Annotated in this window: 14 protein-coding genes and 1 tRNA gene; 6 read left to right on the forward strand and 9 right to left on the reverse strand. The window is 66.8% G+C overall.

The window, feature by feature from the left end:
* Window positions 1–42: 42 nt before the first annotated feature.
* Complete coding sequence (gene aceE, locus ABEA07_RS24850) at window positions 43–2,769, reverse strand: pyruvate dehydrogenase (acetyl-transferring), homodimeric type (protein ID WP_345541236.1); 2,727 nt, start codon at window positions 2,767–2,769, stop codon at window positions 43–45.
* 227 nt (window positions 2,770–2,996) lie between these two features.
* Here aceE and ABEA07_RS24855 point away from each other — a divergent pair, with 227 nt between their 5' ends.
* The 5 genes from ABEA07_RS24855 (at window position 2,997) to ABEA07_RS24875 (ending at window position 9,864) form a co-directional block, all read left to right on the forward strand.
* A complete protein-coding gene (locus ABEA07_RS24855; RefSeq protein ID WP_345541237.1) occupies window positions 2,997–5,540 on the forward strand; it encodes a PAS domain-containing sensor histidine kinase in 2,544 nt (847 codons plus the stop codon).
* Window positions 5,537–6,169 (forward strand): response regulator transcription factor, encoded by a 633-nt coding sequence (locus ABEA07_RS24860; RefSeq protein ID WP_086924991.1) that lies wholly within the window; start codon window positions 5,537–5,539, stop codon window positions 6,167–6,169. Before ABEA07_RS24855 ends, ABEA07_RS24860 begins: the two co-directional genes overlap by 4 nt.
* An 84-nt stretch (window positions 6,170–6,253) precedes the next feature.
* A complete protein-coding gene (folD, locus tag ABEA07_RS24865; RefSeq protein WP_345541239.1) occupies window positions 6,254–7,099 on the forward strand; it encodes a bifunctional methylenetetrahydrofolate dehydrogenase/methenyltetrahydrofolate cyclohydrolase FolD in 846 nt (281 codons plus the stop codon).
* Between the two features lie 34 nt (window positions 7,100–7,133).
* Window positions 7,134–9,194 (forward strand): M3 family metallopeptidase, encoded by a 2,061-nt coding sequence (locus ABEA07_RS24870; protein WP_345541240.1) that lies wholly within the window; start codon window positions 7,134–7,136, stop codon window positions 9,192–9,194.
* A gap of 34 nt (window positions 9,195–9,228) precedes the next feature.
* A complete protein-coding gene (locus tag ABEA07_RS24875; protein WP_345541242.1) occupies window positions 9,229–9,864 on the forward strand; it encodes a glutaredoxin family protein in 636 nt (211 codons plus the stop codon).
* 39 nt (window positions 9,865–9,903) lie between these two features.
* Here ABEA07_RS24875 and rpiA read toward each other — a convergent pair whose 3' ends face one another.
* Entirely contained in the window at window positions 9,904–10,605 is a 702-nt protein-coding gene (gene rpiA / locus ABEA07_RS24880) for a ribose-5-phosphate isomerase RpiA (RefSeq protein WP_345541243.1), read from the reverse strand.
* Window positions 10,606–10,645: 40 nt separating this feature from the next.
* On the opposite strand from rpiA, the gene ABEA07_RS24885 reads away from it, so the two are divergent.
* Window positions 10,646–11,713, forward strand: coding sequence for a quinone-dependent dihydroorotate dehydrogenase (locus ABEA07_RS24885; protein WP_345541244.1), 1,068 nt, complete (start codon window positions 10,646–10,648; stop codon window positions 11,711–11,713).
* Between the two features lie 15 nt (window positions 11,714–11,728).
* On the opposite strand, the gene ABEA07_RS24890 is transcribed toward ABEA07_RS24885, so the two are convergent.
* From ABEA07_RS24890 to fdx, 7 genes are all read right to left on the reverse strand, one after another.
* Window positions 11,729–12,424 carry a phage holin family protein gene (locus tag ABEA07_RS24890; RefSeq protein ID WP_345541245.1) on the reverse strand — a complete coding sequence of 232 codons (696 nt, stop codon included), beginning with the start codon at window positions 12,422–12,424 and terminating at the stop codon, window positions 11,729–11,731.
* Window positions 12,425–12,457: 33 nt separating this feature from the next.
* The gene (locus tag ABEA07_RS24895; protein ID WP_076998875.1) at window positions 12,458–12,766 is read right to left on the reverse strand and encodes a glycine zipper domain-containing protein; all 309 of its coding nucleotides are present in this window, start codon (window positions 12,764–12,766) and stop codon (window positions 12,458–12,460) included.
* 92 nt (window positions 12,767–12,858) lie between these two features.
* Window positions 12,859–13,956, reverse strand: a complete 1,098-nt coding sequence (locus ABEA07_RS24900; RefSeq protein WP_345541248.1) for an NAD(P)/FAD-dependent oxidoreductase — start codon at window positions 13,954–13,956, stop codon at window positions 12,859–12,861.
* Between the two features lie 38 nt (window positions 13,957–13,994).
* Entirely contained in the window at window positions 13,995–14,138 is a 144-nt protein-coding gene (locus ABEA07_RS24905; protein ID WP_345541249.1) for a stereocilin, read from the reverse strand.
* Between the two features lie 118 nt (window positions 14,139–14,256).
* A tRNA-Val gene (locus ABEA07_RS24910) sits at window positions 14,257–14,331 on the reverse strand.
* 61 nt (window positions 14,332–14,392) lie between these two features.
* On the reverse strand, window positions 14,393–15,112 hold the full coding sequence (gene dnaQ / locus ABEA07_RS24915) for a DNA polymerase III subunit epsilon (protein WP_345541250.1): 720 nt from the start codon (window positions 15,110–15,112) through the stop codon (window positions 14,393–14,395).
* A complete protein-coding gene (fdx, locus tag ABEA07_RS24920) occupies window positions 15,112–15,450 on the reverse strand; it encodes an ISC system 2Fe-2S type ferredoxin (protein WP_345541251.1) in 339 nt (112 codons plus the stop codon). The genes dnaQ and fdx overlap by 1 nt, the downstream gene beginning before the upstream one ends.
* Window positions 15,451–15,452 lie beyond the last annotated feature (2 nt).

The raw sequence follows: 15,452 nt of genomic DNA on the forward strand, positions 1-15,452 counted from the left end.
CTCCCGCCCTAGAGGCGCTTGGGGTTGTTGCTTGTTGGTTGTTTACGCGTAGAGCGGGTTGATCTTGTCGGCGTTGATGCCGTACTTCTTGATCGCATCGGCCACCTTCTGCGCCGGCAGGACGCCGTCGTCGGCAAGGGCCTTGAGGGCGGCCACCACGATGTAATGGCGGTTCACCTCGAAGTGCTCGCGCAGCTTGCTGCGGAAGTCGCTGCGGCCGAAGCCGTCGGTGCCCAGCACGCGGTAGCTGCGGCCCTTCGGTATGAAGGGCCGGATCTGCTCGGCATAGGCCTTCATGTAGTCGGTCGATGCCACCACCGGGCCGCTGGTCGCGGACAGCTGCTCGGCCACGAAGGGCACGCGCGGCGTCTCGGTGGGATGCAGCAGGTTCCAGCGGTCGGCATCCTGGCCGTCGCGGGTCAGCTCGTTGAAGCTCGGGCAGCTCCACACCGAGGCCGCAACGCCCCAGTCCTTTTCGAGCAGCTCCTGCGCCGCGATGCTCTCGCGCAGGATGGTGCCGCTGCCCAGCAGTTGCACGGCGGGCGCCTCCTTGCCCTTGGCAGCCTTGATCGCCGGCGCCTGCTTGCACAGGTACATGCCCTTGATGATCTGCTCCTCGGTGCCGGGCTGCAGGCCGGGCATGGGGTAGTTCTCGTTGAGCAGGGTCAGGTAGTAATAGACGTTGTCCTGCTTCTCGACCATGCGCTTGAGGCCGTGGTGCAGGATCACGCCGACCTCGTGCGCGAAGGTCGGGTCGTAGCTCACGCAGTTGGGGATGGTGTTGGCCAGGATGTGGCTGTGGCCGTCCTCGTGCTGCAGGCCCTCGCCGTTGAGCGTGGTGCGGCCCGATGTGCCACCCAGCAGGAAGCCCCGCGCCTGCATGTCGCCCGCCGCCCAGGCCAGGTCGCCGATGCGCTGGAAGCCGAACATCGAGTAGTACACATAGAACGGCACCATGATGCGGTTGTTCGTGCTGTACGAGGTGGCCGCGGCGATCCAGCTGGCCATGCCGCCGGCCTCGTTGATGCCTTCCTGGAGGATCTGGCCGCTCTTGTCTTCCTTGTAGTACATGACCTGGTCCTTGTCGACCGGGGTGTACTGCTGGCCATCGGGGTTGTAGATGCCGACCTGGCGGAACAGGCCTTCCATGCCGAAGGTGCGCGCCTCGTCGACCAGGATCGGCACGACGCGCGGGCCCAGCGCCTTGTCGCGCAACAGCTGCGTGAGGAAGCGCACATAGGCCTGGGTGGTGGAGATCTCGCGGCCTTCGGCGGTGGGTTCGAGCACGGCCTTGAAGGTGTCGAGCGAGGGCACGGTGAAGCTCTCGTCGGCCTTGACGCGGCGGTGCGGCAGGTAGCCGCCCAGCGCCTTGCGCCGCTCGTGCAGGTACTTCATTTCCGGCGTATCGTCGGCCGGCTTGTAGAACGGCAGGTCACCGAGCTGGCTGTCGGGGATTGGGATGTTGAAGCGGTCTCGGAAGGCCCGGATGTCGTCGTCGCCGAGCTTCTTGGTCTGGTGGACCGTGTTCTTGCCCTCGCCGATCTTGCCCATGCCGAAGCCCTTGACCGTCTTGACCAGAAGCACCGTGGGCTGGCCGGTGTGCTTGACGGCCGCGTCGAAAGCCGCATAGACCTTCTGCGAGTCATGGCCGCCGCGGCGCAGTTGCCAGATGTCCTCGTCGCTCATCTTGGAGACCATCTCCAGCGTACGCGGATCGCGGCCGAAGAAATGCTTGCGCACGTAGGCGCCGTCGTTGGCCTTGAACGACTGGTAGTCGCCGTCGTTCGTCTCCATCATGATCTTGCGCAGCGCGCCGTCCTTGTCGCGCGCCAGCAGCGGGTCCCAGTTGCTGCCCCACAGGAGCTTGATGACGTTCCAGCCGGAGCCGCGGAATTCGGCCTCCAGTTCCTGGATGATCTTGCCGTTGCCGCGCACCGGGCCGTCCAGGCGCTGCAGGTTGCAGTTGATGACGAAGATCAGGTTGTCGAGGCGCTCGCGCGCGGCCAGGCCGATGGCGCCCAGCGATTCCACCTCGTCCATTTCGCCATCGCCGCAGAACACCCAGACCTTGCGGTTGGCCGTGTCGGCGATGCCGCGTGCGTGCAGGTACTTGAGGAAGCGTGCCTGGTAGATGGCCATCAGCGGGCCCAGGCCCATCGAGACGGTGGGGAACTGCCAGAACTCGGGCATCAGCTTCGGGTGCGGGTAGCTCGACAGGCCCTTGCCGTCGACCTCCTGGCGGAAGTTGAGCAGTTGCTCCTCGGTCAGCCGGCCTTCGAGGTAGGCGCGGGCATAGATGCCGGGGGAGACGTGGCCCTGGATGTAGAGGCAGTCGCCGCCGTGGTTTTCGCTCTCCGCGTGCCAGAAGTGGTTGAAGCCGGCGCCGAACATGTTGGCCAGCGAGGCGAAGGAGCCGATGTGGCCGCCCAGGTCGCCGCCCTCGGGCGGGTGGTGGCGGTTGGCCTTCACCACCATCGCCATCGCGTTCCAGCGCATGTAGGCGCGCAGGCGTTCCTCGATCTCCAGGTTGCCGGGGCAACGCTCTTCCTGGTCGGGCTCGATCGTGTTGACGTAGGCGGTGTTGGCGGAGAACGGCTTGTCGATGCTGTTCTGGCGGGCGTGTTCCAGAAGCTGTTCGAGCAGGAAATGCGCACGCTCGGGGCCTTCGCTGTCGATCACGGCGGACAGGGCGTCCATCCACTCACGGGTTTCCTGGGCGTCCGTGTCATTGGCGGCCGAACCGAAGCGGTTCTCGGGAAGTGCCGACATGCTTGTCTCCTTTTCGAGGGTTGTGGCTGGTTAATTTAGTGCCGTATGCGGCAGGCGCGCGGAGTTTCTCACAGAAATGTTTTGATTTCAAATAGTGCGCTTCATTGTCGCAATATGAAATCAATTGAGTTTCATCGATGAAGACGTGAAGCATGTGCCCCTGTCCGCGGGCGTGTCGCTCCAGAGCGCCGCCCTTCGGCGTGCAGGCCTTCCCCTAAACTCGCCAAATGCCTTTTTCTTCACCGATCGCGGTGGCGCGCAGCGCCGTGCAAGCGTCGCCGCTGTCCTGGTGGCGGCGCTGGTGGCGCCGGCAGACGCCGGTGCTGCAAGATGCGGTCGCGATGCTCGCCCCTCTGGCCGCCGTGGTGTTGTTCCTGGCGGCCATCGTCGCCGCCTTCTGGTACCTGCGCGCGGAGGAGGTGGAACGCGAGCAGGAGTCGGTCCGGCGCGATGTCGAGTACGCCCAGCAGCGCGTGCGCCTGCGGCTGCTGGAGCGGCAGGAGCAGCTGATGCGCCTTGCGCGCGACGCCTCCAACCGCGAGATCGACGCCACCGAGTTCGTCAGCCGCGCGGAGTCCTTGGTCAGCCAGTTTCCGGAGCTGCAGACCATCAGCTGGATCGACGACCGGCGTCGTTTCAAGGCCACTTATGCAGCGCCCAGCGTGCACCCGGCGCAGCAGCACGCGGTGGGCGAAGTGCTTCGGCCCGGCGATATCGAAAGCAACTACGCCCTGGCGCGCGAGCTGCGCCAGCCCGTGTTCTCCCAACCGGTGGCGGGCGGCGACCCGACGCCCATGCTGCAGTTGCACATTCCTTTCTACGACCAGGGCCTGTTCGCCGGCGAGGTGCTCGGCGAGTTTTCGATCGACGGTCTGCTGCGCTACGGCATGCCTTCGGAGGTGTCGGCGCGCTACGCCGTCTCGCTGATCGACGCCAAGGGCGGACTGATCGCCGGCAACACGGTGGCCAGCCCGCGCGAAGCCGAGACGCGGCTCCTGCCCTGGACCGAGCCGAGCAACGAATACGAGGTGCCGGTCTCGCCGGTGGGCAACGCCTTGGTCTTGCGCGCCCAGTCCTACCGCACCTCGCAAGGCGTGGTGGGCAACGGCCTCTTCTGGCTGGTCGGCGCGCTCAGCGTGATGACGAGCTGGATGCTGATCGGCACCTGGCGCCACACGCGGCGCCGCCTGCAAGCCCAGCAAGCCCTGGTGGCCGAGACCAACTTCCGGCGGGCGATGGAAAACTCCATGCTCACCGGCATGCGGGTGCTCGACCTCGAAGGCCGCATCACCTACGTCAACGCCGCCTTTTGCGCGATGACCGGCTGGGACGAGAGCGAGCTGGTCGGCCAAACGCCGCCCTTTCCCTATTGGCTTGAATCGGACCGCGAGATCATGAACGAGCGGCTCGAGGAGGAACTGCACGGACGCGCCCTGCCCGGCGGCTTCCAGGTGCGAGTCAAGCGCAAGAACGGCACGGTGTTCAACGCCCGCCTGTACGTCTCCCCGCTGATCGATGCGCGCGGCCACCAGACCGGCTGGATGACCTCGATGACCGACATCACCGAGCCCACCCGCATCCGCGAACAGCTGTCGGCCTCGTACGAACGCTTCACCACCGTGCTGGAAGCCCTGGACGCCTCGGTCTCGGTCGCCCCGCTGGGCAGCGAGGAGCTGCTGTTCGCGAACAAGCTGTACCGTCTCTGGTTCGGCTCCGACACGGTCGGGCACCTGAACATGGTGGCGCAGGCCGGCGTGCCGGCCTCGCATGCGCACGACGACACGCTGGACGACGTCGACCCCTTCGCCGGCCTGCCGATCGACCAGCTCACCGCCGCCCAGCCCGCCAACAACGAGATCTTCGTGCCCGCGCTGGGCAAGTGGCTGGAGGTGCGCTCGCGCTACCTGACCTGGGTCGATGGCCGGCTCGCGCAGCTGGTGATTGCCACCGACATCACGCCGCGGCGCATGGCCGAGGACCTCTCGGCCGCGCAGGCCGACCGCGCCCAGGCCGCCAGCCGGTTGATCACCATGGGCGAGATGGCGTCGAGCGTGGCGCACGAACTCAACCAGCCCTTGACCGCGATCACCAACTACTGCAACGGGATGATGTCGCGCATCCGCGGCCAGCAGATCGATTCGGAGGCCCTGCTCGCGGCGCTGGACAAAACCTCCAAGCAGGCCCAGCGGGCCGGCCAGATCATCCAGCGCATCCGCTCCTTCGTGAAGCGCAGCGAACCCAACCGCACGCCGGCCGAGGTCGCGACCATGGTGAGCGAAGCGGTCGAGCTCGCCGGCATCGAGCTGCGGCGGCGCAACGTGCGCCTCAACCACTACGTGGCGGCGCGGCTGCCGGTGGTGCGGGTCGATCCGATCCTGATCGAGCAGGTGATGGTCAACCTGCTGAAGAACGCGGCCGAATCGATCGACCTGGCCAACCGCCCGCTGGCACGCCGCAGCGTCGAGCTGCGGGTGCTGCCCAAGATCATCGACAGCCAGAACGCCATCGAGTTCTCGGTGCAGGACACCGGCATGGGCCTGGCCCCCGAGGTGATGGACCGCCTCTACGAAGCCTTCTTCTCGACCAAGCCCGAGGGCATGGGCATCGGGCTCAACCTCTGCCGCACCATCGTCGAGTCGCACCGCGGCCGGATGCGGGCGGAGAACATCTACAATGGCCCGGATGTCGTCGGATGCCGTTTCTCCTTCTGGATTCCGGTGTTGGACGCTACCGATTCCGTAGCAAGCAACGAGACGAAAGTACCTGCATGAGTTTGATTCCGAAGAAGGGCACGGTCTATGTCGTCGACGACGACGAAGCAGTCCGCGATTCGTTGCAGTGGCTGCTCGAAGGCAAGGACTACCGGGTCCGCTGCTTCGATTCCGCCGAATCCTTTCTGTCGCGCTACGACCCCCGCGAAGTCGCCTGTCTCATCGTCGATATCCGCATGGGCGGCATGTCCGGGATGGAACTCCAGGACCGCCTGATCGAACGCCGCTCGCCCCTCCCGATCGTGGTCATCACCGGCCACGGCGATGTGCCGATGGCGGTGGACAGCATGAAGAAGGGCGCCATGGATTTCATCCAGAAGCCCTTCAACGACGAGGCCCTGGTGGCCCTGGTGGAGCGCATGCTGGAGCATGCCCGCGGCGCCTTCGCCCAGCACCAGCAGTCGGCGAGCCGCGATGCCCTGCTGTCCAAGCTGACCGGGCGCGAGGCACAGGTGCTCGAGCGTATCGTCGCCGGCCGCCTGAACAAGCAGATCGCCGACGACCTGGGCATCAGCATCAAGACGGTGGAGGCGCACCGCGCCAACATCATGGAAAAGCTCAACGCCAACACGGTGGCCGACCTGCTCAAGATCGCGCTGGGGCAGGCCGCCTCGCCCGCCAAGGCCTGATCTCCTTCCGGCCATCGCCGCCATGGCCACAATCAAATCCGACGCCTGCGCAAGCGGGCGTTTTTACTTGGAGAATCGAAAACGATGACTGCTGAACTGATCGACGGCAATGCCCTGGCAGCGCGGACCCGGGCCGACGTCGCACGCCGCGTGCAGGCGCTCAAGGCCCGCGGCGTCACGCCCGGCCTCGCCGTCATCCTGGTGGGCGAAGACCCGGCCAGCCAGGTCTACGTGCGCCACAAGGTCAAGGACAGTGAAGAGGCCGGCCTGAACTCCGTGCTGGAGCGCCACCCGGCCACGCTGTCGGAAGCCGAACTGCTCGCCCGCATCGAGGCGCTCAACCGGGACCCGGCCATCCACGGCATCCTGGTCCAATTGCCGCTGCCCAGGCACATCGATGCGGCCCGCGTCATCGAATCCATCTCCCCGGCCAAGGACGTGGACGGCTTCCACGTCGCCAGCGCCGGCGCGCTCATGACCGGCCAGCCCGGCTTCTGGCCCTGCACGCCCTATGGCTGCATGAAGATGCTGGACTCCATCGGCTACGAATTGCGCGGCAAGCACGCGGTCGTCATCGGCCGCAGCAACATCGTGGGCAAGCCGATGGCCATGATGCTGCTTGCCAGGAGCGCCACCGTGACCATCTGCCACAGCGCCACGCAGGACCTGGGCGCCCTCACCCGCCAGGCCGACGTGGTGGTGGCGGCGGTCGGTAAACGCAATGTGCTCACCGCCGACATGGTCAAGCCGGGCGCTGTGATCATCGACGTGGGCATGAACCGCAACGACGAGGGCAAGCTCTGCGGCGACGTCGATTTCGAAACCGTGCGCCAGGTGGCCGGCTGGATCACGCCGGTGCCGGGCGGCGTGGGACCGATGACCCGCGCCATGCTGCTCGTCAACACGCTCGAAGCCGCCGAGCGCTCTTGAACCTTCGCCGCCCGGCCGCCAACTTCCTGAGACCATGACCAATCCGCTCCTCGACTTCCAAGACCTGCCGCTGTTCGACCAGATCAAGCCCGAGCACGTCGCGCCCGCCGTCGACACGCTGCTGGCCGATGCCGAGGCGGCGCTTCAGACCGTGACCGCGCCCGACTTCCCGGCCGACTGGACCGCCATTGCCGAGGTGCTGGACGTCGCCTCCGAACGCTTCAGCCGCGCCTGGGGTGCGGTGGGCCACCTCAACGCCGTGGCCGACACGCCCGAGCTGCGCGCGGCCTACAACGAGGCCATGCCGCGCGTGACCGCTTTCTGGACGCGTCTGGGCTCGGACGAGCGCCTCTATGCGAAGTACAAGGCGATCGATCCCGCCACGTTGAACGCAGAGCAGCGTCAGGCCCACAAGAACGCCATTCGCAACTTCGTCCTGGGCGGTGCGGAATTGCAAGGCCAGGCCAAGAAGCGCTTCGCCGAGATCCAGGAGCGGCAGGCCGAGTTGAGCCAGAAGTTCAGCGAGAACGCGCTGGACGCCACTGACGCCTTCGCCTACTACGCCTCGTTGGGCGAACTCGAAGGGTTGCCGGAGGACGTGATCAGCGCCGCTCGCGCCGCCGCCGAAGCCGAGGGCAAGCAGGGCTACAAGCTCACGCTGAAGATGCCCTCCTACCTGCCAGTCATGCAGTTCGCCAAGAGCAGCGCCCTGCGCGAGAAGCTCTACCGAGCCTACGTCACGCGTGCGAGCGAATTCGGCGACCCGGCGCTGGACAACACCCCGTTGATCCGCGAGATCCTCGCGCTGCGCCAGGAAGAGGCGAGGCTGCTGGGCCACCCGAACTTCGGCGAGCTGTCGATCGTGCCCAAGATGGCCGACTCGGCCGACCAGGTGATCCGCTTCCTGCGCGACCTGGCCGTGAAGGCGCGCCCCTTCGGCGAGCGCGACCTGGCAGACCTGAAGGTCTTTGCCGCCCAGCAGCTTGGCATGCTCGATCCGCAGCCCTGGGACTGGAGCTACATCGGCGAAAAGCTCAAGGAGGCGCGCTACGCCTTCAGCGAACAGGAGGTCAAGCAGTATTTCACCGCGCCCAAGGTGATGGCCGGCCTCTTCAAGATCGTCGAGACGCTGTTCGAGGTCTCGATCCGCCGTGACAGCGCACCGGTCTGGCATCCGAGCGTCGAGTTCTACCGCATCGAGCGCCAGACGCCGGAAGGGCCGCAGAAGGTCGGCCAGTTCTACCTCGATCCCTCGGCCCGCGCAGCCAAGCGCGGGGGCGCGTGGATGGACGACGTGCGCGCGCGCTGGCTGCGACCCGATACCGGCACGCTGCAGACACCGATCGCCCACCTGGTCTGCAACTTCGCCGAAGGCGTGGACGGCAAGCCGCCGCTGCTCACGCACGACGACGTGACGACCCTTTTTCACGAATTCGGCCACGGGCTGCATCACATGCTGACCCAGGTCAACGAGCGCGACGTCTCGGGCATCAGCGGCGTCGAATGGGATGCGGTCGAGCTTCCCAGCCAGTTCATGGAAAACTTCTGCTGGGAATGGGATGTGCTGTCCCACATGACGGCGCACGTGGACACCGGCGAGCCGCTTCCGCGCAGCCTGTTCGACAAGATGATCGCCGCCAAGAACTTCCAGAGCGGCTTGCAGACCCTGCGCCAGATCGAGTTCTCGCTATTCGACATGCTGCTGCACACCGAGTACGACGCGAGCACCGCCCAGCCCGGCGACGTGCTGGCGCTGCTGGAACGGGTGCGCGCCGAGGTCGCCGTGATGCCCACGCCACCTTTCAGCCGCACCCCCAACACCTTCAGCCACATCTTCGCGGGCGGCTACGCGGCGGGCTACTACAGCTACAAGTGGGCGGAGGTGCTGAGCGCCGACGCCTACGCGGCCTTCGAGGAAACAGCCGAAGCCAACGGCAGGCCCAGCATCGAAACCGGCCGCAAGTACCGGCAGGCCATCCTCGAGGCTGGCGGCAGCCGTCCCGCGATGGAGTCGTTCAAGGCCTTTCGTGGACGCGAGCCCCAGCTTGATGCGTTGTTGCGACACCAGGGCATGGTGGAGGTGCAGGCGGCCTGAGATACTTCGAGAGGTCGGACCACGAAAGCCATCGATGAAGCTCCACCCAAGTCTCACGCTCCTGCTCCTCGCGCTGGCTGCGAGCGCCGCCGCGGCGCAGACGGTTTACCGGCATGTCGACAAGAACGGCAAGGTCACCTTCTCCGACCAGCCACCGGCCGCCAATGCCCAGCCTGCGGCGCCGTCCGCCGGTGCCGCGGCAGCCACGGGTGGGCCGGCCCTGCCCTACGAGCTGCGGCGGGTCGCGCAGCGCTATCCGGTGACGATCTACACCGGCGACGAATGTGCGCCCTGCGGCGCGGGCCGGTCGCTGCTGATGACCCGCGGCGTTCCCTTCGAGGAGCGCACCGTCAAGTCGAACGAGGACGTGGAGGCACTCCAGCGCCTGAGCGGCCAGACTTCGCTGCCGGTGCTCAGCATCGGCGCGCAGCAACTCAAGGGCTTCTCCGATGCCGAGTGGTCTCAATACCTCGATGCGGCCGGATATCCCAAGAGCGCGCAATTGCCCGCAGGCTACCGCAACCCGCCGGCTGCGCCGTTGGTGGCCGTGAAGGCCGCGCCGCAGGCGGCCACGCAAACCCCCGCAGCACCTGCGGCAGCGCCACAGGCCGCAAGCCCGGCCGCCGCAGAAGGTCCCACGCCGAGCAATCCGGCAGGCATCAAGTTCTAAATTCCAGAGACAAGAGCGCCGCGCAGGCGCCCCACTCCCTCAGTCGAAGCGCAGCGTCTGCACGCCGGAGGGCGTGCCCAGCAGACAAACGCTCGCACGTTGGTGCGCGAAGACGCCGACGGTCACCACGCCAGGCCACTGATTCACCTCGGACTCGAAGCCCAGCGGGTCGGTGATGCGAAGGCCCGTCACGTCGACGATGTGCTGACCATTGTCCGTGACCAGGGGCGCCCCGTTCTTCTCCCGCACAGTCGCCGTTCCGCCCAGCCGGGCGAACTGCCGGATCACGCGCCGGGCCGCCATGGGGATCACCTCCACCGGCAAAGGAAAGGCACCGAGCGTGTTGACGCGCTTGGACACGTCGGCAATGCAGACGAAGCGCCGCGACTGGGCAGCGACGATCTTCTCGCGCGTCAGCGCGGCGCCACCGCCCTTGATCATGTAGCCGCGGCCATCGATCTCGTCGGCGCCATCGATGTAGACCGCCAATTCCTCGACGTCGTTGCTGTCGAAGACCGGGATGCCCAACGCCTGCAGGCGCTCGGTCGAGGCCACCGAACTGGACACCGCGCCACGAATATCCTTGCGGATACCGCCCAACGCTTCGATGAACTTGTTCACCGTCGAGCCGGTGCCGACGCCGATGATGTCGCCCCTCCCCACGTAGGCGAGTGCAGCACGACCGACCTGCGCCTTCAGCTCATCCTGGGACAGGGCCGACGCGCCAGCGGGGGAATTCATCGCGGAAAATCCATGAGTTGACGAAGCCCGACATTATCCGATGCCCTTGCTGCTGCCCTCCTCTCTTTACACCCTTGCCCGACCTTTCCTCTTCGGCTTCGATCCCGAACACGCCCATGAACTGACCCTCGATGCGCTTGCGCGCACGCAGAACACACCGCTCGCCTGCGCCTATGCCGCGCCGCGCGTAGACGATCGCCTGGCGCTGGCGGGGCTGCATTTTCCTAACCGGGTGGGTCTGGCGGCGGGACTGGACAAGAATGCGCGGTGCATCGACGCCTTCGCCGCAATGGGCTTCGGCTTCGTCGAGGTGGGCACGGTGACGCCCAAGGCACAGCCCGGCAATCCCAAGCCGCGCATGTTCAGGCTGCCGCAGCGCGATGCCCTGATCAACCGGTTGGGATTCAACAACGAAGGCCTCGACGCCTTCCTCGCCAACGTGCAGCGCGCCCGCTTCCGACGCAACGGCGCCCGGGCGCCGATGCTGCTGGGCCTCAACATCGGCAAGAACGCCGCCACGCCGATCGAGCGCGCGGTGGACGACTACCTGATCTGCCTCGACGGCGTGTACCCGCATGCCGACTACGTGACGATCAACATCTCCAGTCCCAACACCGCCAACCTCCGCTCGCTGCAAAGCGACGAGGCGCTGGATGCCTTGCTCGGCGCCATTGCGGACAAGCGCGCGGCGCTCGCACATCGTCATGGCAAGCGGGTGCCGCTGTTCGTCAAGATCGCGCCCGATCTCGAGGAGCCACAGGTGCAGGTGATCGCCGCCACCCTGCGTCGCCATGGCATGGACGGCGTGATCGCCACCAACACCACCCTCTCGCGCGAAGCGGTAGCCGGGCTGCCGCACGCGCAGGAAGCCGGGGGGCTCTCGGGCGCTCCCGTGCGCGAGGCAAGTAACCGCGTCATCGGTCAGCTACGCTCCGCCCTCGGCACCGGCTTCCCCATCATCGGGGTGGGCGGCGTGCTGAGCGGGCGCGATGCCGAAGCCAAGATCGCGGCCGGTGCGGACCTGGTCCAGATCTACACCGGGCTCATCTACAAAGGGCCGGCCCTCGTGCGCGAGGCTGCCCAGGCGCTGCGCCGGCGCGGCCGCTGATCGAGCGGGCGCCGCTCAGCGGCGCATGCGCCAGAGCACGGGCACGATCACGGCGGCCCAACGTAGCAGGCGGCGCGGACCGATCACCGCCACGGAGGCGGCCGCCACGGCGCCGGTAGCCACCGGGTGTTCTCGCGCGATGCGCAGCGCCGCCGCGCTGGGTGATTCGTCGGGGGGCGCGGCCGCAGCGGCTGACCTCAACGGAGGGGCCTGGAGAGTCGCAATTCGCTCCCGCTGGCGCGCGATGCGGGCCAGCACTTCCTCGCGGGTGAGCGAAGCGCGCTCGCCCGCGGATGGCTCGTCCTCCCGCCCCAGATTGAAACGCACCTGCAACCATTCCCAGTCGCGTTCGAACTCCCGGCGCGCGGGTTCGAAGGCGTCCGAGGCACCGCGCACCGTGCGCGCCAGCGCCAGCACGGCGATGACCCAGAGCACGATCCACAGCACAGCCACCGACCAGGCGGCCGTGACGCGGCTCGGCGTGTCCCAGAAATGCACGACCACTGCCACCGACAGCAGCGCCACCGTCACGGTGGTCAGGCCGATCACGGCGATCGCCAGGGCCAACAGCGTCCGGAGGCGCTGCCGCTCTTGCTCCCAGGCGAGCCGAAGCAGCCGGACGCGATCTTCGGCGGCCAGCGCACCCTCGCCCGCGGCGATGCGCCACCGCCGCACCCGGGCATCGAGCCCCAGGAAAGAGAGCAAGCTCATGGGCGCCCCCCGCCTGCGGCCGAGGGCCCGCGATCAGCGGCGCCCAAGCAGCAAACCCACCAGCACACCGACCGCCAGCGCGGCACCGGCGATCTGCCACGGCTCGTCGTGCGCGTAGGCGTTGGCGGTGCTGGCAGCCTCGCGCGCCTTCTTCGCGGCCAGCTTGCTCTTCTCGGCGGCCAACTCGCGGGCGATGGCGAGCTTGCTGTCGATGCGCTGGCGCAAGGCCTTGATGTGCGGAACGCTGTCGAGCTCCTTGCTGGCCAGCACGCCACGCACGTCACTGGCGATGTCTTCCGCCACGGCATTGGCCGCTGCTTCGAGATTGGAGGTTGCAGTCATTGGAATCTTCCCTCAGTGATTCGCGCCGGCACCGCGCCGGCGACATCACGCCGGAGATGGCGTGGCATCCCATGGTACATGCCCGCGTGCACCTACGGCAGCAAAGACGCCACGTGGCGTGCGATCGCCATGCTGCTGGTCAGCCCCGGCGACTCGATGCCGAACAGGTTGACCAACCCTGCGACGCCATGCGCCTCGGGCCCTTCGATCCTGAAATCGGCGGCGGGCTCGCCCGGGCCTGAGATCTTCGGGCGGATGCCGGCGTAGCCGGGCGCGAGCGCACCGTCGGGCAGGGCCGGCCAGTACTTGCGCACCTCGGCGTAGAAGCCTTCGCCACGCGCCGGATCGACCACGAGGTCCTCGGGCGAATCGACCCACTGGACATCGGGCCCGAACTTGGCCTGGCCGCCGAGATCCAGGGTCAGGTGCACGCCCAGCCCCGCCGGCTCGGGAACGGGATAGATCAGGTGGGTGAAGGGTGCGCGACCGGTGAGCGTGAAGTAGCTGCCCTTGGCGAAGTAGTCCCGCGGCACGACGGAAGGCGGCAGTCCTTCGAAGCGCCGCGCCAGGGCGGGCGCACCCAGCCCCGCCGCGTTGACCACGCTGCGGCAACGCAATGCCGTGCCGTCCTGCGCGGTCAGCACGATCACCCCGTCTGCGCACTGCGCTTGGGCCACGCCGGACTTCAGCGCCAGCACGCCGCCCGCGCCTTCCAGGTCGCCCTGCAGGCTCAGCATCAGCGCATGGCTGTCGACGATGCCGGTGCTCGGCGACGACAAGGCCGCTACGCATTCCAATTGCGGCTCCAGGGTGCGGGCCTCCTCGCGCGTGAGCAGGACCAGGTCCTCGACACCATTGGCTCGCGCCTTGGCCCGGATGGCTTCCAACTGCTCGACCTGCGCCGGCGCCGTCGCGACGATGAGCTTGCCGCAGCGGCGATGCGGCAGCCCGCGTTGGCCCAGGTACTCATACAGCAGTTGCTTGCCCTCGACACACAGCCTGGCCTTGAGGGAACCTGCGGGATAGTAGATGCCCGCATGGATCACTTCGCTGTTGCGGGAGCTGGTGCCGGTGCCGATGGCACCCTCCGCTTCAAGCACGATGACTTCGCGGCCTGCCAGCGCCAGTGCCCGCGCAACCGCCAGGCCCACCACGCCGGCGCCGATGACGGCGCAATCGAATTCGTCCATCCCGCAAGCTTAGCGGGCTCGGACGCAGCGGAGCGCGCTCACTCGGGCTGGATGCTGAAGGGCTTCTCGGGATCGGTGGGCTCCGGGGGCGCGGCGGGGCCCTCGTCGGGCTCCACCGGCAGGTCCGGCACGTCCGGCGGATCGGAATTGATCGGTGTCGGAAGATCGGGGTTGGTGGCCATGGCCATGTCTCCTTTCAGCAGCGTTCTACTCAGCCGCGCGAGGCGCGGAAGTGGCGCTGAGCCGCAGCGTACGTCGGCACGCGCCGACACGCCAGCAGGATGAAAGAAGAAAGGAATTTGGTGGGCGGTGGAGGCTTCGAACCTCCGACCCCAGCAGTGTGAATGCTGTGCTCTACCCCTGAGCTAACCGCCCTCGACGCGAGCCGTGGGCTGCGTCTTGAGAATCTCTACACCGTTTGGTGCGAAGCCTGCGATTATGCCACAGGATTTGGGACTGCCTGCCGAAAAATCGTCTTGCCGTTGCTGGCCTTGTCGAGCTGCAACAGCAACTCCTCGTGCGCGGCAAGTTCGTGATCAGCGGCGGTCAGCACGGGCAGGACGAAGCTGCGCAGATCGACCATCACCACCGCGCCCTGAACCGGCTCGTTGCTCACGATGTCGATCAGCAGCGCATCCTGGCCGCGCGTGAGATTGATATAGACATCCGCCAGCAACTGTGCATCGAGCTTGGCACCGTGGAAGGTGCGGTTCGAGCGGTCGACGCCGAAGCGGTCGCACAGGGAGTCCAGCGAATTGCGCTTGCCCGGATAGGCCGCCTTCGCCATCGACAGCGTGTCGGTGATTTCGCCGACGAAGCTGTGCAAGGGCGGCAGGCCTGCCAACTCGAGCTCCTTGTTGAGGAAGCCCACGTCGAACGCCGCGTTGTGGATGATCAACTCGGCATCGCGCAAGTACTCGACGATGTCGTTCGCCACCGTTCCGAACTTGGGCTTGTCGCGCAGGAAATCGCTGGTCAGCCCGTGCACCTTGAGCGCGTCCTCATGGCTTTCGCGTTCGGGGTTGAAGTAGATGTGCAGGTCGTTGCCGGTGAGCTTGCGGTTGAACAGCTCCACGCAGCCCAGCTCGATGATGCGGTCGCCGTTCTCGGCCGACAAGCCCGTGGTTTCGGTGTCCAGGACGATTTGGCGCGACATCAGTGATTTTCTTTGGCGTGATTGATCGAGTACTTGGGAATCTCGACGGTCAGGTCGGTCTGACCCAGGATGGCCTGGCAACTCAGGCGTGATTGTGGCTCCAGGCCCCAGGCGCGGTCGAGGAGGTCTTCCTCGCCCTCCTCCGCCTCGTTGAGCGACTCGAAGCCCTTTCGCACGATCACGTGGCAAGTGGTGCAGGCGCAGCTCATCTCGCAGGCATGCTCGATATCGATATGGTTCTCGAGCAGCGCCTCGCAGATCGAGGTGCCGGCGGGCGCGGTGATCTCCGTGCCCTCGGGGCAGTACTCGGCGTGGGGAAGAATCTTGATCGTGGGCATGC

The sequence above is a fragment of the Variovorax defluvii genome (assembly GCF_039541515.1).
GTDB classification, from domain to species: Bacteria; Pseudomonadota; Gammaproteobacteria; order Burkholderiales; family Burkholderiaceae_C; genus Variovorax; species Variovorax defluvii.

Coding starts and splice junctions, on each gene's coding strand:
- aceE (WP_345541236.1), bottom strand. CDS start 2,769: ATGTCGGCACTTCCCGAGAACCGCTTCGGTTCGGCCGCCAATGACACG.
- ABEA07_RS24855 (WP_345541237.1), top strand. CDS start 2,997: ATGCCTTTTTCTTCACCGATCGCGGTGGCGCGCAGCGCCGTGCAAGCG.
- ABEA07_RS24860 (WP_086924991.1), top strand. CDS start 5,537: ATGAGTTTGATTCCGAAGAAGGGCACGGTCTATGTCGTCGACGACGAC.
- folD (WP_345541239.1), top strand. CDS start 6,254: ATGACTGCTGAACTGATCGACGGCAATGCCCTGGCAGCGCGGACCCGG.
- ABEA07_RS24870 (WP_345541240.1), top strand. CDS start 7,134: ATGACCAATCCGCTCCTCGACTTCCAAGACCTGCCGCTGTTCGACCAG.
- ABEA07_RS24875 (WP_345541242.1), top strand. CDS start 9,229: ATGAAGCTCCACCCAAGTCTCACGCTCCTGCTCCTCGCGCTGGCTGCG.
- rpiA (WP_345541243.1), bottom strand. CDS start 10,605: ATGAATTCCCCCGCTGGCGCGTCGGCCCTGTCCCAGGATGAGCTGAAG.
- ABEA07_RS24885 (WP_345541244.1), top strand. CDS start 10,646: ATGCCCTTGCTGCTGCCCTCCTCTCTTTACACCCTTGCCCGACCTTTC.
- ABEA07_RS24890 (WP_345541245.1), bottom strand. CDS start 12,424: ATGAGCTTGCTCTCTTTCCTGGGGCTCGATGCCCGGGTGCGGCGGTGG.
- ABEA07_RS24895 (WP_076998875.1), bottom strand. CDS start 12,766: ATGACTGCAACCTCCAATCTCGAAGCAGCGGCCAATGCCGTGGCGGAA.
- ABEA07_RS24900 (WP_345541248.1), bottom strand. CDS start 13,956: ATGGACGAATTCGATTGCGCCGTCATCGGCGCCGGCGTGGTGGGCCTG.
- ABEA07_RS24905 (WP_345541249.1), bottom strand. CDS start 14,138: ATGGCCACCAACCCCGATCTTCCGACACCGATCAATTCCGATCCGCCG.
- dnaQ (WP_345541250.1), bottom strand. CDS start 15,112: ATGTCGCGCCAAATCGTCCTGGACACCGAAACCACGGGCTTGTCGGCC.
- fdx (WP_345541251.1), bottom strand. CDS start 15,450: ATGCCCACGATCAAGATTCTTCCCCACGCCGAGTACTGCCCCGAGGGC.